Here is a 21,327-nt window from a genome sequence, read left to right on the forward strand (position 1 = left end):
AGGGATCGGCCTTCGATATTTACCCGTTTTGTGATGTGGCGTAATTCATCAGCATTGTGATTGGTGCAGATGCTCTAAGCCTAGGGCAAGATTGCGCCAAGCGCCTGCGCGATCCTCGGGATCGGCCAAATACCAATCAGTCGCTTCGACATCTGAAATCAGGTAATTTTCGCGAAACACATATTTCCGCATCGCATCTTGCGGGATGCGATCCATCCGCCCCCCCAGTTTGCGGCCTTATTGCAAAATGACAAACTGAACCATCAGGCTAGCCACCAAAGCCGCCAAGAAGCTGACACCACCGACAATGAATAGCGGGTTTGCGCCGATTGCGGCCATACCCTTACCTCCCAGAGATGTGCATCGTCCAATTAATATTGGCGCGCTCACTGTGCAGAATGAACGCGCGCTGCGTGAAGGGCATAAACACCCCTTGGTGATAACACCGGGGATTAAATCTTAATATTTTATTAATTATCGTAAATTTTGAGGGTTTTTCACGGAGAAAAAGGTTTGTTTTGTCCTAGGGGCGTATTTCGTTCCTCTTCAGACAAACAAATCCGCGACTTTGGCCAAACAACCTCAACCACCGCGCCGCGCTTGGCGCCTTTTTCCGCTGCTGTCAGGAATGGGTCGCTGGAATTACGAAAGCTAACCCGCGCGCCCGAACGTTCTAATAGGGTTTTGGCGATAAATAGGCCAAGTCCCATGCCTTCATACCCGACACGTTGCGGGCTGTTGGATTGTCTGGTGCGGCGGCGTAAAAATGGATCGCCCAGCCTGCTGAGCACCTCAGGGGGAAAGCCGGCGCCATCGTCAATGACGCAAAGACGGATTTCGGCCAAATCCCATGTTGCCTCAATCCAGACTGTCGCATTGGCAAAGTCTACGGCGTTTTGGACAAGATTGCGCAGGCCGTGGATGATTTCAGGCTTGCGATAGATCACAGGCGGGGCACTGTCCTCATCGCCGACATCGGGTAGGGCGGGTGCCAGATCATAGAGCAGGTCAATACCCCGATCAGCATGGGGTTCCGCCGCTTCGCGGAGCACTTCGCCAAAGGGGGCGGACCGCATTTGCAAATCATCCTTGCCCGCACGCCCCATGGAATGAAGGATATCACGGCACCGATCCGCTTGGTCACGGATCAATTTTGCATCCTCGAACAGATCAGGTCGGCTTGATAACGCCTCGGCCAGTTCATCGGCCAATTCGCTAGAGACAAGTTTTATCGTGGCTAAGGGTGTGCCCAGTTCATGGGCCGCTGCAGCGACCACACCCCCAAGATCGGTGAGCTTTTGTTCCCGCGCAAGGGCCATTTGCGTGGCCAAGAGAGCCTGATTCATCGAATGTGTTTCTTTGGTCACGCGCCGCGCATAGGAGGATAGAAAGACGATGCCAATGACAATCGCAATCCAAAACCCAAGCAAGAAAAGCGGGGGGATTTGTAGAACTGATCCGTCCAAACTGCGCAGTGGCACATGGTAAAAGGCCAAAACTGTAATCAAACCAATGGCAATCCCGCCAAGCATGACAGTTGAACCTAGCGTCAGCGCGGTGGCCGAAATGGTTACAGGCGCCAAGATCAACAAGGCGAAAGGATTGTTTAACCCTCCTGTCAGAAACAGCAAAAACCCCAGCTGTGTAAGGTCAAAAAGAAGGGTAAGCATTGCATCGCGATCAGACAATCTCTGGCTGCGTGGGAAAATAGCCATCGCGACAAGATTAGAGATGACACTCGCGCCAATGGCCAAAAAGCACAGGCCCAATTCCACCCGAAGGCCAATGAAATAGGCGGCAATGGCGACAGTGATCGTTTGGCCAATGATCGCCAACCAGCGCAACAGCAAGAGCGTCTCTAATCGCACCCAATCGCTGCGCGCATCATCGGCAAATAATCTTTGGGCGGGGTCTTTGGTCATTGGGGCTTTCTGTCACAGTCAGGTGGGGATGAATTTCTGCGGGTCTCGCCATAGATTGCCCCACATGGGACTAACGCGGTGAAAGGCTGCTTCATGACACGGTATTTTGCAATTGGTGCCTTTGCAATTCTCGTTCTGGTTTTGGGCGGGACAACGGCATTGATCTTGCAAGGGCGCTCGCCTTTGACATTGTTTCAACAACCAAGCGCGCTTGGCGGCGCGGGGCTTGTTCAAAACGAGGATGCCTATGCGCAATGCCGCTCAACCGTTATCGCGGGCGGGTCTGATACCATTGGCGGCCCGTTTGAATTAATCACTGAGGACGGAGCGTTGGTCACAAGTGAGGCGCTGATCACTGAGCCAACCTTGCTTTATTTTGGCTACACGTTTTGTCCTGATGTTTGCCCGCTGGACACGGTGCGAAATGCAGAAGTGGTGGATATTCTCGCCGCACGCGGTGAAGCCGTCTTGCCTGTTTTCATTTCAATTGATCCTAAGCGCGACACGCCCGAAAGGCTGCGTGAATTTACCGAAAACATTCATCCCGATATGATCGGCCTGACGGGGAGTGACGCGCAAGTCGCCGCTGCAAGCCGTGCTTATCGCACCTATTACAACAGCCATGATGATGGGAGCGATCCATATTATTTGGTGGATCATTCGACTTTTACCTATTTGGTGTTGCCTGATACAGGGTTTGTCGAATTCTTCCGCCGCGATACCGCTCCTGCAGAGATGGCAGATGCGGTGCGGTGTTTCCTCGATGCAAGCAGCTAAACCTTTGCTTGCAAATCACTTTGCGTGGGTCACGGACATCGTGCATTTGACCCGCGCAGATTTTCTCCCTAATTAAGCTACACAGACCAATTTTGGCCGCCAGAGCCTTGGGCAGACTGGCTCCATGGGAGGAACGCCAATGTCGCAAGAGCGCAGTTTACGGGATATCGGGCCTGATAAGTCACTTCTCTTGGTGGATGATGACGAGCCGTTTCTGCGCCGATTGCAGCGCGCCATGGAAAAGCGTGGGTTTGAGGTCGAAGCCGCCGAAACTGTGACAGCAGGGAAAGCAATCGCGATGGCCCGCCCGCCTGCTTATGCGGTTGTCGATTTGCGGCTTGAAGATGGCAATGGCTTGGATGTTGTGGAAACACTCCGCGCGAAACGGCCCGATGCGCGGATTGTCGTTTTGACGGGTTATGGTGCGATTGCAACTGCGGTCGCTGCGGTAAAGATTGGCGCGACTGATTATCTGTCGAAGCCAGCGGATGCAAATGACATCACCGCCGCGCTTTTGGCCACTGATGATGATCTCCCCCCACCGCCCGAAAACCCGATGAGTGCTGACCGCGTGCGTTGGGAACACATTCAACGCGTTTATGAGCTATGTGATCGCAATGTGTCTGAGACGGCACGGCGCTTGAATATGCATCGCCGCACGTTGCAACGGATTTTGGCGAAGCGCAGCCCTAAGTAAGTCTTAAATCCGAGCGATGAGCGCGTTGTGCCGTGCTGTGAAATCTGCGCGCACCTCTGCGGGCGGGCGCAGCGCAAGGGTGATTTGCGACAGAAGCTTGGCTTCGGGCCTGCCAAAAAATTGATCTGCTTCGGTTTCTGAAAAGCCCGCGATTTGCACGGCTTCGATCCACGCGCTGATGCGATCCGCTTGCTTGATCCGTGTTTTGACCGTTTTGGGCAATTCTGCAGGCAGGCCAAACCGCAGATGAATTGCAGCGGTTAAGCGCGCGTCCAACTCCGCATATCCAGGCCCCACGGCGGATTTAACGGGGCTGATCATATCGCCAATCACATATTCGGGCGCATCGTGCAAAAGCGCAGCCAGATTCCATTTCAAGGGGCCGTTGGGATGTTGCAGGTCGTAAATCTGTTCAACCAAGAGCGAATGCTCAGCCACGGAATACGGATAATCGCCGCGCGTTTGACCGTTCCAACGCGCTACGAATGCGAGGCCATGGGCGATGTCCTCGATCTCGATATCAACGGGTGTGGGGTCAAGCAGGTCTAGCCTTCGACCCGATAACATTCGTTGCCAAGCACGGATGGGTGTTGAGCGCGGCATAGGTTCTTTTGTCCTTCACGTTTTGCGAAACCATATAGCCCTTCGCTTCAGATGCAACGCATCCCGCGCGAATGGACGCAGCGCCATTGCTGTGGGGCCGCAAGGCTGCTATGGCCACGCCAAACTAGAGACATGATTATCCGCCCTCAAGGAGGCTGCACTCGTGAACGATTACATCGTCAAAGATATCGCCCTTGCCGATTATGGCCGCAAAGAATTGGACATTGCTGAAACGGAAATGCCAGGCCTGATGGCATTGCGTGCGGAATATGGCGCAGAAAAGCCCCTCAAAGGCGCGCGCATTGTCGGCTCTTTGCATATGACCATTCAGACTGCCGTTCTGATTGAAACATTGGCGGCTTTGGGTGCCGATGTGCGTTGGGCAAGCTGCAATATCTTCTCGACCCAAGATCACGCGGCTGCCGCGATTGCCAAGGCCAGCATCCCCGTTTTCGCCATCAAAGGCCAAACCTTGGAAGAGCATTGGGATTATCTTGATAAATCCTTCCTCTTTGAGGATGGCCCCAACATGATCTTGGATGATGGCGGTGATGCCACGCTTTATGTTCTTTTGGGCGCGCGCGCCGAAGCGGGCGAGGACATCATCCCCGTCCCGCAATCTGAAGAAGAAGAAGTGATCAAAGCGCAGATCAAAAAGCGCATGGCGCAAAGCCCGGGCTGGTTCACCAAAGTGCGCGACCAGATCAAGGGCGTTTCTGAGGAAACCACCACAGGAGTGAACCGCCTTTATCAATTGGTGCGTGAGGGTCATTTGCCCTTCCCTGCGATCAACGTCAATGACAGCGTCACCAAGTCGAAATTCGACAATAAATACGGTTGTAAAGAATCGCTCGTTGACGGTATCCGCCGCGCGACTGATACGATGATGGCAGGTAAGGTTGCTGTCGTCTGTGGTTATGGCGATGTGGGCAAAGGTTCCGCCGCGAGTTTGCGCGGCGCGGGCGCGCGCGTTAAAGTCACCGAGGTTGACCCGATTTGCGCGCTTCAGGCCGCGATGGACGGGTTCGAAGTGGTGCTGTTGGAAGATGTGGTCGCAAGCGCGGATATCTTCATCACCACCACGGGCAACAAGGACGTCATCCGCATCGAACATATGCGCGAAATGAAGGATATGGCCATCGTGGGCAATATCGGCCATTTCGACAATGAGATCCAAGTTGCGGCTTTGAAAAACCACAAATGGACGAATATCAAAGAGCAGGTGGATATGATCGAAATGCCCTCGGGCAGCCGCATCATTCTTTTGTCTGAAGGCCGCTTGTTGAACCTTGGCAATGCCACAGGCCATCCTTCTTTCGTGATGTCTGCTTCCTTCACCAATCAGGTGCTTGCGCAGATTGAACTGTGGAAGAATGGCGGAAATTATAAGAACGAGGTTTACATTCTGCCCAAGCATTTGGACGAGAAAGTGGCCCGTCTGCATTTGGATCGGATTGGCGTGAAGCTGACCAAGCTGGATAAATCCCAAGCGGATTACATCGGTGTTCAGCCTGAAGGCCCATTCAAGCCAGAGCATTACCGCTACTGACGCGCGACCCTGCGCGATATGGCTGAAAAGATTGAAAGATCGGGCAAAAGCGCCCGATCTTTTATTTTTAGGTTTATTTTTTATCTTTGACTTGCCAGTCTGCCCTTAGCCCGATGGGATTACCCTTCGGGCCAATGTGTCTTTAGGGGGAGTTTGTGATGGGCAAACGTGATGATTTAATCGCCACATATGCGGGCAATTTGAAAAACAAATGTGGCATGGATGCGGATATGGATCTTCTGACCAAGGTGACGATTGGTCTAGGGCCGTCCATTTATAATGCAGATGCCTCAACAGTGGCAGGCAGCCAACCGTCAGAATTGGAAACGGTGAAGAATAATTTTCTGATCAAGAAACTGGGTCTGGCCGATGGCCCTCAGTTGATGGATGCGATCAATAGCGTCATCGAAAACTATGGTCGCTCAGAGCGGAACAAATACCGCGCGGTGATCTATTACATGCTGGTCAAGCATTTCGGTAAAGAAAGCGTCTATCGCTGAACCTGACCGCTTTATCAGTCAAACAGGCCCCCAACTGCCACGGCGGTGTTGGGGGCCTTCTTATGTGATCGATAAAATTCGACGTGCTTTTTTTTGATTGCTCGCAGGGGGTTATGTTATCCACACCCTGCCTGATCAGTATGGCGGGCCCTCATTCGAACACGTGCGGAGCGAGAAGAGCGCGTGGGTGGCGGAGGGTTCCGATCTGATCGGGGCCCTCCTTCTTTATTCCAGCCCACCCATTTTACAGATGATATCCCAGGCCTCTGGTGTCACGGGTTGCACCGAGAGGCGTGATTGGCGCAGCAAGGCCATTTCGGCAAGACGAGGCTCGGCCTTAACCATTTCCAAACTCACAGGGCGGGGCATGGGGCGGAGGGCTTTTATGTCCACGCAGTCCCAACGCGGGTCGTCCGTGGTGCTGTCGGGGTGGCTTGTGGCGATGACTTCGACAAGGCCCACCACGGCCTTTTCGGTCTGGGAATGATAGAAAAACCCCTGATCCCCGATTTCCATTTGCCGCATGAAGTTACGCGCCTGATAATTGCGCACGCCGTTCCATTCCTCTCCCTGATCCCCGCGGGCAGATTGCTGCGCCCAACTCCACGTGTCGGGTTCGGATTTGAACAGCCAATACGCCATCAGCCGATGACCTTTTTCCATGCTTCGATGCGGGTTTTCGCAAAAAGCCCTGCTTTTGCGTAAGGATCATTTGTGGCCCAAGCTTCGGCATCTGCGCGGGTTTCAACCTCGATGATGACGAGTGATCCGATCATCTTGCCTGCCTCATCCAAAAGTGGGCCTGCCATTTCAACCACGCCCGTCTCGGCGATATAGGCCAAATGGGCCTCGCGGTTATCAAGGCGGGTTTGTAGGGCTTCGGCCTTGTCTGTGCACATCAACGCGTAACGCATTTTCTTTACTCCATGGTCAAAGGGCGCGCCAAAAGCGCCTCTGTAATTTCGTCAAACTCTACTTCACCTGCGCTCAGCTTGGCCACGGCATCGACAAGGGGTGTGTCAATTTCAGCCCGCGCGGCCAAGCCCCGCGCGGTCGCAACCCCCTCTACTGTGCTGTCTTCCGACCAAGCTGTGCCTTGGGTTAGGGACATGCCAAAGCGCATATTGCGCGATTTTTCCGAAGTGCAGGTCAGGATCAAGTCGCCAAGTCCCGACAGTCCTGAAAGTGTTTCATCTATCGCGCCAAACCCGCGTGCGATCCTGCGCATTTCGGCAAACCCGCGGGCCATAAAGGCGGCGCGCGCGCTCTCGCCCAAGCCCCGCGCCATGACTGCACCTGCCCCAATGGCGATTACATTTTTAAGGGCACCCCCCATCTCTGCCCCGATAACATCGGGGCTTCCGTAAAGGCGCAGATTGGGCGTGAATAGCGCCTTTTGCAGAGTAGTCACGGCGGTCGCATCCTGACACGCCAAGGTCAGGGCGGTTGGTAGGCCGCGCGCGATATCGACCGCGAAACTGGGACCCGTGAGCTGTGCAGCGACTTTGTCTGGAAATCGCGCGCTTAGCAATGATGCAGGGCCAAGGCCCGTGGTCAAATCAATCCCCTTCGCGCAGGAGACAAGATGACCCGCGCGCGGCCTATAGCCATCTAAAAATGACCCAAGCTTTTGCGTGGGAATGGCCAGTAGCAAAATATCGCTTCTCAGCGCGTCTAAATCATCCGTGACTTCTACTTGGTCAGGCAAGCGGATATCGGGCAGACGTTTCGCATTTTCGCGGGATTGGCGCATGTTTTCGGCACCCTCGCGGGCCCAAAGGCGCACGGGCCGACCCGCTCGGGCCAATGCTATGGCAAGGCTTGTGCCAAAGGCGCCTGCGCCTGCGATATCAATCATGCCTTCGCCCCCTTTTTTCCTGAGCCAAGCATGGCATGGGCGCTTTGATCCAAGGGCCAGCGTGGGCGGGCGGATAACGTCATATCATCCCGCGCCCCTTCGAGATAGCGTTCTAGCCCCGCCATGGCGATCATAGCAGCATTGTCTGTGCATAGGGCCAATGGTGGCGCGACAAATGGCGTATTGGCCTCATCCGAGACAGCCTCAAGCGCTTTGCGCAGGGTTTGATTTGCGGCCACCCCACCCGCCACAGCAAATCCTGTGATCCCATCTGCCAAGGCCAAGGCGCGGCGTGATTTCTCGGCCAAAACATCACGCATTGCAGCTTGGAAACTGGCACAAATATCCGCGCGGTCTTGTTCAAAAAGCCCATCTTGGGCGGCAACCAATTGATCACGTTGGCGTAGCACAGCCGTTTTTAGGCCTGAGAATGACATATCGCAGCCCTCGCGATCCAAGAGCGGACGGGGAAGTGAAAATCGGCGGGGGTCCCCAGATTGTGCCGCCTTTTCCACTGATGGCCCGCCAGGTTGGGGCAATCCCATGATCCGTGCAACCTTATCGAAGGCTTCGCCTGGGGCATCGTCAATTGTGCCCCCGAGGCGCGTGAAATCGTCAGGGCCTTTGACATGTAAAAACTGGCAATGCCCCCCTGAAACCAAGAGCATCAGATAGGGGTAACGCATCCCATCTGTCAGGCGTGGGGTCAGGGCGTGGCCTGCCAAATGATTAACCCCAATCAAGGGTTTGCTGAGACCATAAGCCAATCCTTTGGCGGCCATGACGCCTGACAAAACGCCCCCAATGAGACCGGGGCCCGCAGTGACCGCGATGGCGTCTATATCGGCTAAGGGGATATCTGCCTGCGCCAAGGCCTCTTTGACCATGTGATCCAATTTTTCAGCATGGGCGCGGGCGGCCAGTTCGGGAACCACGCCACCAAATTCGGCGTGTAGAGACGTTTGACCTGCCACAACAGAAGACAGAAGAATAAGATCCCCCGAACCCTCGCGGCGCAGCACCGCAGCGCCCGTATCATCGCAGCTCGATTCCAGCCCCAAGATGGTTAGTCTTTGCCCTGCGGTCATGCCCCGTGGATCCTTCGCCCATTACAGACCAAAGATATCTGCGATGGAAGCCAATTGTAAGCGCCTCGCAAGGCAGGTATCATTGCAGGCTATGGCTGACAATGCTTGCCCTTTGATCCTTCTGACCCGTTCTGCTGCGCAATCGCAGCGGTTTGCTGATGAGATGACGGCGGCTTTGGGGCAGCGGCCCGCGCTTTCGATCCATCCCCTGATGACGATGTCTGTGATCCCAGTGGATGTGGATATCTCGCGCTATGATGCGGTCGTGTTCACCTCGGAAAACGGGGTTTCTGCCTTTTCTGAATTGTCAAAGGAACCTGACGCGGCTTTGGGGGTCACAGCCTATTGTGTTGGGCAAAAAACCGCGCAAGCGGCGCAGGCTTTGGGTTTCGTGGCACGATCTGCGGAGGGTGATGTCACCGATCTTTCAGCGTTGATCTTGGCCGATCTGCCGCGCTCGGCGCGGGTGCTCCATCTGCATGGGCGCCACCAAGCGGGCGATCTGTGCGCGGTCTTGCAAGCTGCAGGCCATACTGCTGATCACTTGGCGATATACGCGCAGGATGCACTGGCCCCTGATGTTGAATTTACCTCACTTTTTCAAAGCGATAGATCGATTGTTGTCCCGCTGTTTTCACCCCGCTCTGCAGCCTTGTTTTTTGAGGCTTTGCCAGAAAACATGGGCGTGGATTTGCGGCTTGTTGCGATCAGTGCAGCAACCGCTGATGCCATCCCTGCCGCGTTTCAAGCGCGGGTATCTGTGGCGCAATCCCCTAATGCAGGCGCGATGATTGATGCGCTAGCGAGATATCTTCGCTAAAGGCGCGATCGGGTGGCCTGCAAGGCTTGAGCGCATGGGATGGCTGCTCTAAGCTGCTGAAAAACGCTGTCAATGTAACTGGACAGCATGATTCCGACGGGTAAGAGGTCTGTATGGCGGAAAAAAAATCAACATCTTCGCAGGCTTCAACAGGGTCGCGTTCAAAACGAACACCATCACAGGCGCGCAAATCGACCTCAGCGAAGGTGACACCCAAAGCGGCTGTAAAGACCACGGCAAAAACCACTGCAAAACCTGCGCCGAATGCGGCAACTAAGCCCGCAACGGATGCTGTGCCAAGCCAATCCGATACAGCGCCTGCTGCCACGACTTTACCAAAGCCACGCAATTCGGTCTGGCCGATGGTTTTAGGCGGTGGTCTTGCCGCCGGGCTTGGCTTCGCTGCGGCCAGTCTTTTGCCAGGCGCGGAGCCCTCCAATGATATTGCTGCGCGTCTTTCTGCCATTGAGGCAACACAGGATGAACTGCGCGCAGGCCTCGCGGACCAAGGGGCTGCCACAGTCGATCTTGCACCGCTTGAGGCGGATTTGGCCGATCTTCGCGCGGATCTTGATGCAGTCTCGGTGCCGCAGGTTGATTTGACCCCAATCAACACCAAGTTTGATGAGCTTGACGCCGATCTTGCGGCGCAAGCCAACGCGCTCTCCGATCTGCAATCGCGCATTGCCACGCTTGAAGCCCGCCCCGAAGGTGTAGATGTTTCACTTTTGGGGGCAAATGGTGTCGCGTTGGATCAGCAGATTGCCACATTGCAGGCGCTAGTAGACAGCCAACGGGGCGCGCTTGAGGCCGTTTCACAAAATGCTGAAACCGAACTCGCCGCATTGCGTGAGACGATCACCAATGAAGTGGCGCGCCTGCAGGCAAGCAGCGCGATTGTGCGCCTGACATTGGCGATGGAAAGCGGTGCGCCGTTTGCAGCAGCGCTATCTGATGCGGAGGCAGGATCAGGCATCTCCGCCCCCGCCCTGTTGCACACTGCGGCCGAGACGGGACTAGTACGCCTGTCGCAGCTTCACATGGAATTTGCGCCCTTGGCGCGCGATGCGCTGCCAATTGCCTTGCGCGAAACGGCAGGCGATACACTAAGCGCGCGAGTGGGGGCGTTCCTGCAAGGCCAAATTGGTGGTCGGTCGCTCAGCCCGCGTGACGGGGATGACCCAGATGCAATCTTGTCCCGTGCCCAAGGGGCCGTTGATCAAGGCGATTTGTCTTTGGCTTTGGCCGAACTTTCGGCCCTGCCTGCCCCTGCCCAAGCCGTATTTTTGAATTGGGTCGCTCAGGTTGAGGTGCGTCTTTCTGTGACTGAGGCCTTCGAAACCTATCGCGCCGCAATCGGTCAAGCGGGTTAAGGGGGGCGATGTGATGTTGTGGTCCATGCTAAAGGCGCTGATTTTCGTAGCCGCCACCGCCCTTTTGGCGATTGGGGCCACCTATTTGCTCGAGATCGGTGATGTGGCGCTAATCACGGTGGCAGGGCGCGAATTTGTTCTGACACCTTTTGTGTTGGTGTTGTTGGCGCTGGCCACTTTGGTTCTGTTGTGGGTTTTAATGCGCCTCACAGGGCTGGTCGTGGCGGGTATCCGTTTCCTCAATGGCGATGAAACTGCACTTACCCGTTACTTCAATCGCCGCAGTGAAAAACGCGGGTTTGAGGCATTGTCGGACTCGATCCTCGCCCTTGCCGCGGGTGAAGGGCATTTGGCCATCCGTAAAGCAGAGCGGGCAGCCAAGCTGTTGGCGCGGCCAGAGGTGACGAATTTATTGATTGCCCAAGGGGCGGAAATGGCGGGCGACAAAGCCCGCGCGACCGAAGCATTCAAAGCCTTGGTTCAAGATGAGCGCACCCGTTTTGTCGGTGTTCGGGGCTTGTTGCAGCAGAAATTGGCCGCAAGTGACACCGACACGGCGTTGAAACTCGCTGAAAAGGCCCTCGCCCTGCGGCCCAAAAATGCGGATATGCAGGACACCTTGCTGCGTCTTCAGGCGCAATATGAAGATTGGGCAGGGGCACGGGCCACATTGAATGCAAAACTGCGGTCAGGCACTTTGCCGCGCGCTGTGCATAAGCGCCGTGATGCTGTCTTGGCCCTTGCCGATGCGCGTGAGGCTTTGGCAGATGGCCAAATTGCCCGTGCGACAGAGCTGGCAAAATCCGCCAATCGCCAATCTTCCAGCCTTGTGCCCGCCGCAGTGATGGCGGCGCGCATGTCGATTGCCGAGGGTAAGGCAAAGCAGGCCGCATCGGTGATCCAAAAAGCATGGGGTCTTGCGCCGCACCCTGATCTAGCCGCGGCTTTTGCCGAAATCGTTCCCGAAGAAACGCCAGAGGCGCGGATCAAACGCTTCCGTCCTTTGTTAAAGCAGCATCAAGGCCACCGCGAGGCACGCCTTTTGGAGGCGGAATTGCAAATCGCCGCGAAGGAATTTGGCGAGGCCCGCAAGGCCCTTGGCTGTTTGGCACAGGATGAGCCAGATGCGCGCAGCCTGACTGTTATGGCCGCAATTGAGCGCGGCGAAGGCGGTGAAGATCGTCTGGTGCGGGCTTGGCTTGCAAAAGCAGTTACAGCATCGCGTGGGCCGCAATGGCTGTGCGAGGCCTGTGGTCATGTTCACGCCGAATGGCGCCCAACCTGCACCCATTGTGATGGGTTCGATACATTGCATTGGGCGGTGCCACCGCAAAGTGAGGCCGCGTTGCAAGGGCCTGAACAAATGCTCCCTTTGATCGTGGGTGCCTTAGATGCACCAAGCCCTGCTGCGGTGGAAACGCCTGAAACAGTTGCAGCCCCGCAGCAGTCAGCCCCATCAGAGCCTGTGGTCGAGCCCTTATCGGGCGAGGATACGTTAACTTTGGGCCCTGAATTCCGAATTGATGATGATGAGGGCGCCAGTAAGGGCGCAGACGCGGTGCAGGCCGCCCGTGGCGTAAATTAAACACGGATTACATTAGGTCTACACAAGCGCGCACAACCTTGCTAAGAGCGCGCCCGTGGCCGCTGTAGCTCAGCTGGTAGAGCACGTCATTCGTAATGATGGGGTCGGGGGTTCGAGTCCCTTCAGCGGCACCACTCTCAGACCAATTATTACGAAATATCAGTATATTGGTGGTTAATGGGTGGCGATCATCCACCTTTTTTGTTTCGCGTCCCGCACGCGCGCGGCTGCGTGTTTGCTCCCGCGCGCGTGCGCGTTGCCTTCATCGCTTGCCGCGGATCTTGATTGAGTGGCGGCGGTTACAGTGTGGGGCGTTTGTACTTCCACGGACTGACGCTGTGATAGGCATTGGCGAGCGCCAGAAGCTGCGCGTCTGATCCTTTTGGCCCGATGATTTGAATTCCCGCGGGAAGGCCTGTTTCACAAAAACCAGCTGGCAGGGTTAGGGCGGGTAAGCCGCCAAGGCTTGCGGGTGTGACGACCGCCATCCAGTGGTGATAGGTATCCATTGCGCGGCCATTGATCGCCTCGGGATAGCGTAGCTCTGCCGCAAAGGGCCATGTCTGCGTTGCGGGGAGGGCAAGGAAATCAACGGTTTCAAAGCTGTGCGCAGCGGCCCGTAGCCAGTCAGATCGATCCGCACTTGCGGCGAGAATATCGGCAGGGGTTAGAAATTGACCTCCCTCAATCTCCCAAATCGCTTCGGGTTTTAGCAGGTCGCGTTGGAGAGGATTGGACGCATAGCCCCCCAATTTTCCCAAGATTGAAAAATGCCGAAGCCTGCACCATGAGGCCCAAATCTTCTCGAATGGGAAAGGTGGTTTGTCTGGCGCAACTGTGGCACCTGCTTCGAAAAGAATTGCCAAAGACGCCTCGAGATGGGTGATCAGGCTAGGCTCCAAAGCCAAGGCCCCACCCCAATCGCCAAGCCATGCAATTTTGGCCCCCGAGAAATGCGGCAGGTTTTGAAAGTCACATTTGGGCCAATGATACGGCACGCGCGGATCAGGCCCTGCAAGGACATTCAACAAAAGCGCCAAATCTTGTGGGTTGCGTGCTATTGGTCCGTCGGTAGACAAGGGATGCATGACCATTTCGCCTTGGGGTTCGGCGGGCACCAGACCATGCGTGGGCCTTAGGCTATATAGATTATTCCATGCGGCCGGATTGCGCAGGCTGCCCATCATGTCTGATCCATCGGCAAGACTGACCAAACCCGCCGCCAAAGCCGCACCTGCGCCGCCCGATGACCCGCCTGCCGATTTTTCTAAATCATACGGGTTTTTGGTTGTGCCGTAGATGGGATTAAAGCTGTGCGATCCTAAACCGAACTCAGGCACATTCGTCTTGCCGATTAAAATCGCACCAGCGGCCCTGAGGCGCGCTGCAAGAAGGTCGTCTTTGCTTGGTACGAAATCTTTGAAAATCGGTGATCCCGAGCTGCTTGTGATCCCTTTGGTGGCAACCAAATCTTTCACAGCAAAAGGCAGGCCATGCAGTGGCCCTTTTAGAGGGGCCGCGTCCATGGCGCGGGCCTCGTCCATCAAGGCGGCTTCATCACGGAGCGCCACGATGGCATTGATCTTGGGATTGATCGCCGCGATGCGCGCCAAGCTTTCTTCCATCAGCGCGCTTGGAGAAAGACTGCCTTTGGCGATTTCATCCATCAATTCATGGGCAGGGCGATAAGCTGTCGTCATGATCCATCTCGCAAAATGTGGTTGCCCCATAAAGACCGAAGCCTACGCTGTTGTGAAGATATAGCAAATCTCAGAAATTTTTGGCTTTTTGCACAAGTTGACACGCACCTGTCACAAAGACGCGCCATCTGGGATGAAGTTCGATGGCGGATCAGTGGGGCGACTATGGGCGGCACCTTAACAGCGCCAATGCCAAAACGTGTTTTGATCATTTCGGACGCATGGGGCGGCCAGATCAATGGTGTAGTGCGCACTTACCAAAATATCATCGCTGCGCTTGAAGCGCGCAATGTGGATGTTCGGGTCATTGGCCCAGAAGATTTTCGGCGGATCGCGCTGCCGTTTTACAAAGAGATAGAACTGGCAATCTTACCCGCGCGCCCTTTGCGCCGTTTGATTGAAGACTATGCGCCAGATGCAATCCATATCGCGGTTGAAGGCCCACTGGGTTGGGCGGCTTGGCGCTATTGCACGGCGCGCGGCGTTCCATTCACCACGGCCTTCCACACCGATTTTGCCCGATATATTGCGCTGCGCGTTCCCAAATTTTTGAGCAGTTTCGCTAAGCGGGGTATCATGGCCGTTTTGCGTAAATTTCACAATGCCTCGACCTGCGTATTTGTTGCGACTGCGCGGATTGAGCAGCAGTTGCGAGATAGCGGGTTTACCGCGCCGATGGTGCGGTTGTTGCGTGGTGTGGATTATGACCTGTTCTATCCCGCCCCCCTTGCAAAGCGCGCCGAGCTTCCAAGGCTTCTCTATGTGGGGCGCGTATCTAAAGAGAAGAATATCGAAGCTTTCCTTGCGCTTCCCATTGCAGCGGAAAAAATCGTTGTGGGGGATGGCCCGCTTTTGCCACATCTACGCAAAGCCTATGGCAGCGTGCGGTTTACAGGCAGCTTAACAGGGCGCGCTTTGGCCGATGCCTATCGGGATGCGGATGTTTTCGTATTTCCCTCGCGCACTGATACGTTTGGAATTGTTTTGATTGAGGCGTTGGCCTCAGGCCTGCCAATTGCGGCCTTTGACGAACCAGGCCCATCCGACATTATGGGTCACGATCCGACCCTTGGGGCGATCAGTGACACTGATCTTGCGGATGCTGTGCGCCGCGCTCTTGCTGCCAAAGGCAGCCCGCAAGAACGGCATGAAAAAACCAAGGCGCGCTATTCATGGCCAGAAGTGGCTGATGTGTTCCACAAGAACCTTGTCTTTGAGAGCCATGGCTGATCCGCGCCCTCAGCCAATCAAGATCAGAAGTTTGTTTCTCTCTGATCTGCATATGGGCCACAAAGCGGCTGATCTTGCGGCCGTTCGGCGGCTCTTGGCTCGCTATGAATTCCGCAACCTGTTTTTGGTTGGCGATGTGATTGATGGCTGGAAATTAGAAAAGCGTTGGTTCTGGAATGACGATTGTCAGAACGTGTTGAGCGAGATATTACGCCTGCGCCGCGATGAACGTGTGCGGGTGACGGTCATCACTGGCAATCATGACGAAAAGTTGCGCGAGATTTTACCCACGGTTCTCCGACCATTGATTTTGCGAAAATTCGGGCTTCGGATTGAGGAGCGGGTGATCCATTTGGCGGCTGATGGGCGGCGGTATTTGGTCATGCATGGCGATCAATTTGACAATCGTCTGGTCAAAGGGTCGTCTAAATCCTTGGATAATCTTTGGTCTTGGTTGACTGAGAAAGGCTATGTTCAGCCCATCAACCCGCGCCGCGTCTCAGAAGCGGCCAGCCGCAAGAAACGATGGTCTTTGCGCAAATCCATTGAAGGGGGGATGCCGCTTTTGGGTCAGTCCTTCAAAGGGCTCGCGCTTGAGCGCGCTGCGCGTGACGGGTTGGACGGCATCATTTGCGGCCACAGTCACATGCCTGAATTGAGCCAAGCTGGCGGGGGCGTGTTCGCCAATTGTGGCTCATGGGTGCGCCGTGACGGGTCGCATCACGCGATTGCCGAACATGAAAATGGCCAGCTTGAGTTGATTGAGACAGCGCCAACAGGGGGCACGCAGTCAGATTTGCCCCGCCGCAATGATACGCTTGGCGCGACTCTGGAAACCTATATCCGAAAACTATGGCATGAACGCCGCGTGGGGTAATTACGCGCCATTTAAGGTCACGATGCGCCGCGTGGCGGCCTCATATCCGTCAAGGCCAAGCCCTGCGATCACGCCTTCGGCACGTCCAGAGACATAGGAATGATGGCGAAACGCTTCGCGTTTATGAACATTCGATATATGCACCTCAATCACTGGCCCCTCATAGGCACAAAGCGCATCATAAATTGCGATTGAGGTATGGGTATAGGCGCCTGGATTGATGACAATACCACAGGCGGCTTCGCGCGCCTCATGGATCCAGTCAATGAGTTGGCCTTCGTGATTTGATTGGCGCAAAGAGAGATCAAACCCTTCGGGAAGCAGTGCCTTACACCGCCGTTCAACATCTTCAAGGGTTTCATGCCCGTAAATATGCGGCTCTCGCTTGCCCAAGAGATTAAGATTTGGGCCATTGAGAATGTAAATCATCCGCGCCATCGTTATGCCATCCTATATGAGCAGATTGTTCTTTCGCGCAGTTAACCACGGCTTTGGGGGAAGTGCAAAAGCCGTTTACCCGATCCTAAAGTTTCTCGCATTACGCTATGGGCTCGTGAGGCTTTGTCTTTGGGAATGTGGATGCCGCCTATGGCTGATGATCTGAAAAATCGCCCCATTATCATTAAACGGAAAAAGGTTGTTGGCGGGGATGGTCATCACGGCGGCGCGTGGAAAGTGGCCTATGCGGATTTTGTGACCGCGATGATGCGCGCGATCATGGTGGCGGCCGCTATCCCTACGACCTGCACCCTTGATCTGCGGCTTTGACAACAATGTGATCTCATGGAGCCAATCAGCCCAACCTCTGGCCTGCAAAGCGCAGGCGCTAAATCGTCAAGCGGCACTGGGTCGTTCATCGCGTCAGATTTCGAAACATTTTTGCGAATGCTGACCACGCAAATTCAAAATCAAGATCCGCTTAACCCGATGGAGCCAACAGATTTTGCTACGCAGCTCGCGACCTTCTCTGGGGTTGAGCAGCAAGTACGCAGCAATGATCTGTTGTCTTCGCTGAATGCAAGCATTGCACGGCTTGGTTTGGGCGATACGGCCCGATGGGTCGGCATGGAGGCGCAGGCCAACATGGCCGCAAGTTTTGACGGCGCCCCTCTTGAGCTTGAGGCGACGCCAAATGATCGTGGCGCGCGGATGGAATTGGTAGTGATGAATTCCGGGGGCCAAGTTGTGCAAACCCAAGCAATTGACCCTACAGGGGGACGGCTCACATGGACGGGTGAAACAAAGGCAGGCGCCGCTTTGCCGAATGGCACCTATCGATTTGAGACGCGCGCCTATATCGAGGGGGAGGAGGTTCCAAAAACCGAACCTGTCCGCGTATTTGCCCGCATTCATTAAGCGCGGATGGAGGGGGATCAACTGCGCCTGGTTATGGCAGGTTGGGTTGAAATCGTCGCCGATCAGGTTGAGGCGCTGCGCATGCCATAAAGACGCCTATAGAAATTCAGCGATTGCCAAAATTCCCCCCGCCAAACCAAAGCCGAGCGCGCCATAGGCCACACGCTCCTTCCACCTTGAGACAGGCTTTGTGGGTTTGGTGTTGACCTGCGCAAGCAGCGCCGCCTCAGCTAAATCTGGCAAGCGTGGCCCGAACCGCGCGAGCACCTTTGCCGTTTTCAGAAGGTCGGCGATTACGGCTTTAGGCCCAATGTTGCGGGCGATGTAATCTTCGACCACGGGCTTTGCCACATCCCAAATATTGATATGTGGATCAAGGGAGCGCGCAACCCCCTCAACAACAACCATTGTGCGTTGCAGCAAGATCAGTTCAGTGCGCGTTTCCATGCCAAATTTTTCAGTCACATCAAAGAGATATGACAGAAGTCGTGCCATGGAAATGCGGCTTGCATCCATGCCGAAAATTGGCTCGCCAACCGATCTGAGGGCTTGCGCGAATTGATCAACATCGCGATCGGCGGGCACATATCCCGCTTCAAAATGTACCTCTGCCACGCGGCGGTAATCTTTGCGAATAAAGCCCATTAAAATTTCGGCGTAGACGCGGCGCGTGTATTCATCGAGCCGCCCCATGATTCCGAAATCCAAGGCCACAATGTCACCCACAGGTGAAACTTTGAGATTTCCTTGGTGCATATCGGCATGGAAATAGCCATCCCGCAGAGCGTGGCGTAGGAACATCTGCAGCACGCGCGCAGCTAAGGCGCGGCGGTCAAAGCCTGCCGCGTCAATCGCTGCGACATCGCCAAGCGGCACACCTTTGGCCCAACTCATCGTCATCACCTGCCGCGATGACAGGCCCCATTGAATTTGAGGCACATCAAAGCCTTCGTCATTTGCCGTGTTGGCCGCAAATTCCCCTGCTGCGGCAGCTTCGATCCTCAGATCAAGTTCCTGCAGAACCACACCTTCGAAATGCTCGACCACTTCACGTGGACGCAACCGCCGCGTGGCAGGTGCAAGGGTTTCGACCAGCCACGCGATCAGGTAAAAGGCATCGATATCTTTGCGAAAGGCGCGCCCGATTCGGGGGCGTAACACCTTAACTGCAACCTCTTGTCCTGTCTCAGCCAAGGTCGCTTGATGCACTTGCGCGATAGAGGCGGCTGCGACTGGCTCGGAAAAGGCGCTGAATAATTGGTCGACAGGAATTTCCAATTCATCGGAAATGACCTTTTTGGCGCGTTCTGTCGAGAAGGGTGGCAGCTTATCTTGCAGCACGCGCAATTGTTGCGCCAATTCTGAACCCACCACATCAGGGCGGGTCGATAGAATTTGCCCAAATTTGATATAGGCAGGGCCAAGGGCCGTCAGCGCGCGTGTTACAGGTGGTAGGGCGGGGTCACCGCGATGCCCCAGCCATGCAAACGGCAGGCCCAAAACCCGTGCTGCAATGCGCAAGGATCGCGGCGCCTTCAGCGCCTCAAGCGCCACACGCATCGCACCTGTGCGCTCGAATGTGACGCCTGTGCGGATAACACGCCAAATATTATGTGGCCCGCGCATCGGTTAAATTTTCCAACCAGAATGCAGCGCGGCGATGCCAAAGCTGAGATTACGATAGGATACTTGCTCAAACCCAGCGGTGCGGATCATCCCTGCAAAGGTCTCTTGATCGGGAAATTTACGGATCGACTCGACCAAATATTGATAGCTGTCGCGATCATTGGCAATCATCTGACCCATGCGCGGGATCACATTGAATGAATAGAGATCATATAGCTTTTGCAGGCCCGTATTCGGCAATTGGCTGAATTCCAAAACCATCAGGCGTCCACCAGGTTTGAGGACACGAAACGCCTCATTCAGCGCATCCTGCACTCGGGTCACGTTACGGATGCCGAAGCTGATGGTGTAGACGTCAAAACGATTGTTTTCAAAGGGCAGCGCCATGGCATCGCCCACAATCCAATTCAGGCTGTCGGCCATATGCGCGGCTTCAGCGCGCTTTTGCCCCTCGATCAGCATGGATTGCGTCATATCAAGCACTGTTGCCTTCGCAGAACGCGCGCGTTTGAGAAAGCGGAAAGCGATATCGCCCGTCCCGCCCGCAACATCGAGCAAGTCCTGACCCGCGCGCGGGGCAAGCCAATCCATCATCGCATCTTTCCAAACGCGGTGAATACCTGCGGACATGACATCATTCATCACATCATAGCGGCTTGCCACATTGGAAAACACGCCATGCACCATGCCTGCCTTTTCATCCTCGCCCACGGTTTGGAAACCGAAATGGGTGGTGCGGCTGTCTTGGCTTTCATCTTTCGATGTCATCGGGCCTTGCCCTCCTTCTCAACTCCCCTCTCTTATAGGCAGCAAGGGCCGCCTGACAATGCGACGCTTGGAACAAGGAGTGAAGAATTTGCCAGAACTTCCCGAAGTGGAAACAGTGCGCCGTGGTCTTATCCCCGTCATGGAGGGGCAGATGATCACAGAATTGCGCCTCAATCGTGAGGGTTTGCGTTGGCCATTCCCTGCCAATATGGCGCGGGATGTTTCTGGAGCGCGTATCCTGCGTTTGCGGCGGCGGTCGAAATACATCTTAATGGATTTAGATCGCGGCACGACTGTCTTGATCCATTTGGGCATGTCGGGGCGAATGTTGATTTCGCTGCCTGAAGGCGCGCGCGAGACACTTGCGCAGTTCGTGCATGGCCATCCTGCCCCTCAAAAACATGATCACGTTGTTTTCGAAATGGCACAAGGCGCGCGTGTCACCTTTAACGATCCACGCCGATTTGGTGCGATGGATTTGTTTGCGACTGCGGGTGAGGCGGATCATTGGTTGATCCGCGAGATCGGCCCAGAACCTTTGGGTAACCAGTTTGATGAACGCTATTTGGTCGATGCGCTGTCTGGGCGCAAAACACCGATCAAGGCGGCATTGCTCGACCAGCGGATCGTGGCGGGCTTGGGAAATATCTATGTTTGCGAATCCCTGTTTCGCGCGGGGATATCCCCAACCCGTCAAGCAGGTCGAATTGCACCTGCGCGTGTTGCGTCCCTTGTCCCAATCATTCGCGAGGTTTTATCCGAGGCACTTGAAGCGGGCGGGTCATCCTTGCGTGACTATCGCCAAGCAGATGGGGAATTAGGATATTTCCAGCATGGATTCCAAGCCTATGACCGCGAAGGCCAGCCTTGCCTCAAGTCGGGATGCGCGGGCGTGATCCGCCGTATTGTGCAATCGGGGCGGTCAAGTTTTTACTGCCCTGCCTGCCAAAGGTAGTTTCAACTTTTGGCTTATCCTGTTAACCCTGCCGCGAATGCGA

At 55.3% G+C, this 21,327-nt stretch carries 22 protein-coding genes, 1 tRNA gene and 1 pseudogene; 13 read left to right on the forward strand and 11 right to left on the reverse strand.

Annotated elements, in window-relative coordinates; genetic code table 11:
• Positions 1–48: 48 nt before the first annotated feature.
• Both AAC637_RS12035 and regB read right to left on the reverse strand, forming a co-directional pair.
• Complete coding sequence (locus AAC637_RS12035; protein WP_340303787.1) at positions 49–216, reverse strand: hypothetical protein; 168 nt, start codon at positions 214–216, stop codon at positions 49–51.
• A 281-nt stretch (positions 217–497) separates the two neighbouring features.
• Positions 498–1,922 carry a sensor histidine kinase RegB gene (regB, locus tag AAC637_RS12040; RefSeq protein ID WP_340303788.1) on the reverse strand — a complete coding sequence of 475 codons (1,425 nt, stop codon included), beginning with the start codon at positions 1,920–1,922 and terminating at the stop codon, positions 498–500.
• Positions 1,923–2,015: 93 nt separating this feature from the next.
• Between regB and AAC637_RS12045 the strand changes: the two genes are divergently transcribed.
• Together AAC637_RS12045 and AAC637_RS12050 are read left to right on the forward strand one after the other, a co-directional pair.
• Positions 2,016–2,699 carry an SCO family protein gene (locus tag AAC637_RS12045; protein WP_340303789.1) on the forward strand — a complete coding sequence of 228 codons (684 nt, stop codon included), beginning with the start codon at positions 2,016–2,018 and terminating at the stop codon, positions 2,697–2,699.
• Between the two features lie 139 nt (positions 2,700–2,838).
• On the forward strand, positions 2,839–3,396 hold the full coding sequence (locus AAC637_RS12050) for an ActR/PrrA/RegA family redox response regulator transcription factor (protein WP_340303790.1): 558 nt from the start codon (positions 2,839–2,841) through the stop codon (positions 3,394–3,396).
• A 3-nt stretch (positions 3,397–3,399) separates the two neighbouring features.
• On the opposite strand, the gene AAC637_RS12055 is transcribed toward AAC637_RS12050, so the two are convergent.
• Positions 3,400–3,999, reverse strand: a complete 600-nt coding sequence (locus tag AAC637_RS12055) for an HD family hydrolase (protein WP_317657180.1) — start codon at positions 3,997–3,999, stop codon at positions 3,400–3,402.
• A gap of 163 nt (positions 4,000–4,162) precedes the next feature.
• On the opposite strand from AAC637_RS12055, the gene ahcY reads away from it, so the two are divergent.
• Together ahcY and AAC637_RS12065 are read left to right on the forward strand one after the other, a co-directional pair.
• Positions 4,163–5,548: an adenosylhomocysteinase gene (gene ahcY, locus AAC637_RS12060; RefSeq protein ID WP_340303791.1), complete on the forward strand. Its 1,386-nt coding sequence runs from the start codon at positions 4,163–4,165 to the stop codon at positions 5,546–5,548.
• 158 nt (positions 5,549–5,706) lie between these two features.
• Positions 5,707–6,048: a DUF2853 family protein gene (locus tag AAC637_RS12065; RefSeq protein ID WP_340303792.1), complete on the forward strand. Its 342-nt coding sequence runs from the start codon at positions 5,707–5,709 to the stop codon at positions 6,046–6,048.
• Positions 6,049–6,273: 225 nt separating this feature from the next.
• Here the strand turns inward: AAC637_RS12065 and AAC637_RS12070 are convergent, their stop codons facing one another.
• Genes AAC637_RS12070 through tsaD form a run of 4 tightly spaced genes read right to left on the reverse strand, consistent with a single transcriptional unit; the run spans position 6,274 to position 8,994 of the window.
• Positions 6,274–6,690: an EVE domain-containing protein gene (locus tag AAC637_RS12070; RefSeq protein ID WP_317657183.1), complete on the reverse strand. Its 417-nt coding sequence runs from the start codon at positions 6,688–6,690 to the stop codon at positions 6,274–6,276.
• Positions 6,690–6,962 (reverse strand): YciI family protein, encoded by a 273-nt coding sequence (locus AAC637_RS12075; protein WP_317657184.1) that lies wholly within the window; start codon positions 6,960–6,962, stop codon positions 6,690–6,692. The genes AAC637_RS12070 and AAC637_RS12075 overlap by 1 nt, the downstream gene beginning before the upstream one ends.
• Positions 6,963–6,967: 5 nt before the next feature.
• Positions 6,968–7,906: an NAD(P)H-dependent glycerol-3-phosphate dehydrogenase gene (locus AAC637_RS12080; RefSeq protein WP_340303793.1), complete on the reverse strand. Its 939-nt coding sequence runs from the start codon at positions 7,904–7,906 to the stop codon at positions 6,968–6,970.
• Complete coding sequence (gene tsaD, locus AAC637_RS12085; RefSeq protein ID WP_340303794.1) at positions 7,903–8,994, reverse strand: tRNA (adenosine(37)-N6)-threonylcarbamoyltransferase complex transferase subunit TsaD; 1,092 nt, start codon at positions 8,992–8,994, stop codon at positions 7,903–7,905. Before tsaD ends, AAC637_RS12080 begins: the two co-directional genes overlap by 4 nt.
• A gap of 91 nt (positions 8,995–9,085) precedes the next feature.
• On the opposite strand from tsaD, the gene AAC637_RS12090 reads away from it, so the two are divergent.
• The 4 genes from AAC637_RS12090 to AAC637_RS12105 all read left to right on the forward strand — a co-directional run bounded on the left by AAC637_RS12090 (position 9,086) and on the right by AAC637_RS12105 (position 12,906).
• A complete protein-coding gene (locus AAC637_RS12090) occupies positions 9,086–9,814 on the forward strand; it encodes a uroporphyrinogen-III synthase (protein WP_340303795.1) in 729 nt (242 codons plus the stop codon).
• A gap of 113 nt (positions 9,815–9,927) precedes the next feature.
• The gene (locus AAC637_RS12095) at positions 9,928–11,187 is read left to right on the forward strand and encodes a COG4223 family protein (RefSeq protein WP_340303796.1); all 1,260 of its coding nucleotides are present in this window, start codon (positions 9,928–9,930) and stop codon (positions 11,185–11,187) included.
• Between the two features lie 13 nt (positions 11,188–11,200).
• Positions 11,201–12,772: a heme biosynthesis protein HemY gene (locus AAC637_RS12100; RefSeq protein WP_340303797.1), complete on the forward strand. Its 1,572-nt coding sequence runs from the start codon at positions 11,201–11,203 to the stop codon at positions 12,770–12,772.
• Positions 12,773–12,830: 58 nt separating this feature from the next.
• A tRNA-Thr gene (locus AAC637_RS12105) sits at positions 12,831–12,906 on the forward strand.
• Between the two features lie 165 nt (positions 12,907–13,071).
• Here AAC637_RS12105 and AAC637_RS12110 read toward each other — a convergent pair.
• Positions 13,072–14,472: an amidase gene (locus AAC637_RS12110; protein ID WP_340303798.1), complete on the reverse strand. Its 1,401-nt coding sequence runs from the start codon at positions 14,470–14,472 to the stop codon at positions 13,072–13,074.
• Positions 14,473–14,661: 189 nt separating this feature from the next.
• Between AAC637_RS12110 and AAC637_RS12115 the strand changes: the two genes are divergently transcribed.
• Together AAC637_RS12115 and AAC637_RS12120 are read left to right on the forward strand one after the other, a co-directional pair.
• On the forward strand, positions 14,662–15,702 hold the full coding sequence (locus tag AAC637_RS12115; protein WP_340303799.1) for a glycosyltransferase family 4 protein: 1,041 nt from the start codon (positions 14,662–14,664) through the stop codon (positions 15,700–15,702).
• On the forward strand, positions 15,695–16,579 hold the full coding sequence (locus AAC637_RS12120; RefSeq protein ID WP_340303800.1) for a UDP-2,3-diacylglucosamine diphosphatase: 885 nt from the start codon (positions 15,695–15,697) through the stop codon (positions 16,577–16,579). The genes AAC637_RS12115 and AAC637_RS12120 overlap by 8 nt, the downstream gene beginning before the upstream one ends.
• Here the strand turns inward: AAC637_RS12120 and aroQ are convergent, their stop codons facing one another.
• Entirely contained in the window at positions 16,580–17,017 is a 438-nt protein-coding gene (aroQ, locus tag AAC637_RS12125) for a type II 3-dehydroquinate dehydratase (protein WP_340243793.1), read from the reverse strand. It lies immediately after the preceding gene.
• 150 nt (positions 17,018–17,167) lie between these two features.
• On the opposite strand from aroQ, the pseudogene AAC637_RS12130 reads away from it, so the two are divergent.
• Positions 17,168–17,302: pseudogene (locus tag AAC637_RS12130) on the forward strand (flagellar motor protein MotB); the annotation flags it as partial.
• 60 nt (positions 17,303–17,362) lie between these two features.
• Positions 17,363–17,935 carry a flagellar hook capping FlgD N-terminal domain-containing protein gene (locus AAC637_RS12135; RefSeq protein ID WP_340303801.1) on the forward strand — a complete coding sequence of 191 codons (573 nt, stop codon included), beginning with the start codon at positions 17,363–17,365 and terminating at the stop codon, positions 17,933–17,935.
• Positions 17,936–18,031: 96 nt separating this feature from the next.
• Here AAC637_RS12135 and ubiB read toward each other — a convergent pair whose 3' ends face one another.
• Complete coding sequence (gene ubiB / locus AAC637_RS12140; RefSeq protein ID WP_340303802.1) at positions 18,032–19,561, reverse strand: 2-polyprenylphenol 6-hydroxylase; 1,530 nt, start codon at positions 19,559–19,561, stop codon at positions 18,032–18,034.
• Positions 19,562–19,564: 3 nt separating this feature from the next.
• Positions 19,565–20,329, reverse strand: coding sequence for a bifunctional demethylmenaquinone methyltransferase/2-methoxy-6-polyprenyl-1,4-benzoquinol methylase UbiE (ubiE, locus tag AAC637_RS12145; RefSeq protein WP_340303803.1), 765 nt, complete (start codon positions 20,327–20,329; stop codon positions 19,565–19,567).
• Between the two features lie 88 nt (positions 20,330–20,417).
• On the opposite strand from ubiE, the gene mutM reads away from it, so the two are divergent.
• Positions 20,418–21,284 carry a bifunctional DNA-formamidopyrimidine glycosylase/DNA-(apurinic or apyrimidinic site) lyase gene (gene mutM, locus AAC637_RS12150; RefSeq protein ID WP_340303804.1) on the forward strand — a complete coding sequence of 289 codons (867 nt, stop codon included), beginning with the start codon at positions 20,418–20,420 and terminating at the stop codon, positions 21,282–21,284.
• Positions 21,285–21,327 lie beyond the last annotated feature (43 nt).

Source organism: Roseobacter sp. HKCCD7870 (genome assembly GCF_037830315.1).
GTDB lineage: Bacteria > Pseudomonadota > Alphaproteobacteria > Rhodobacterales > Rhodobacteraceae > M30B80.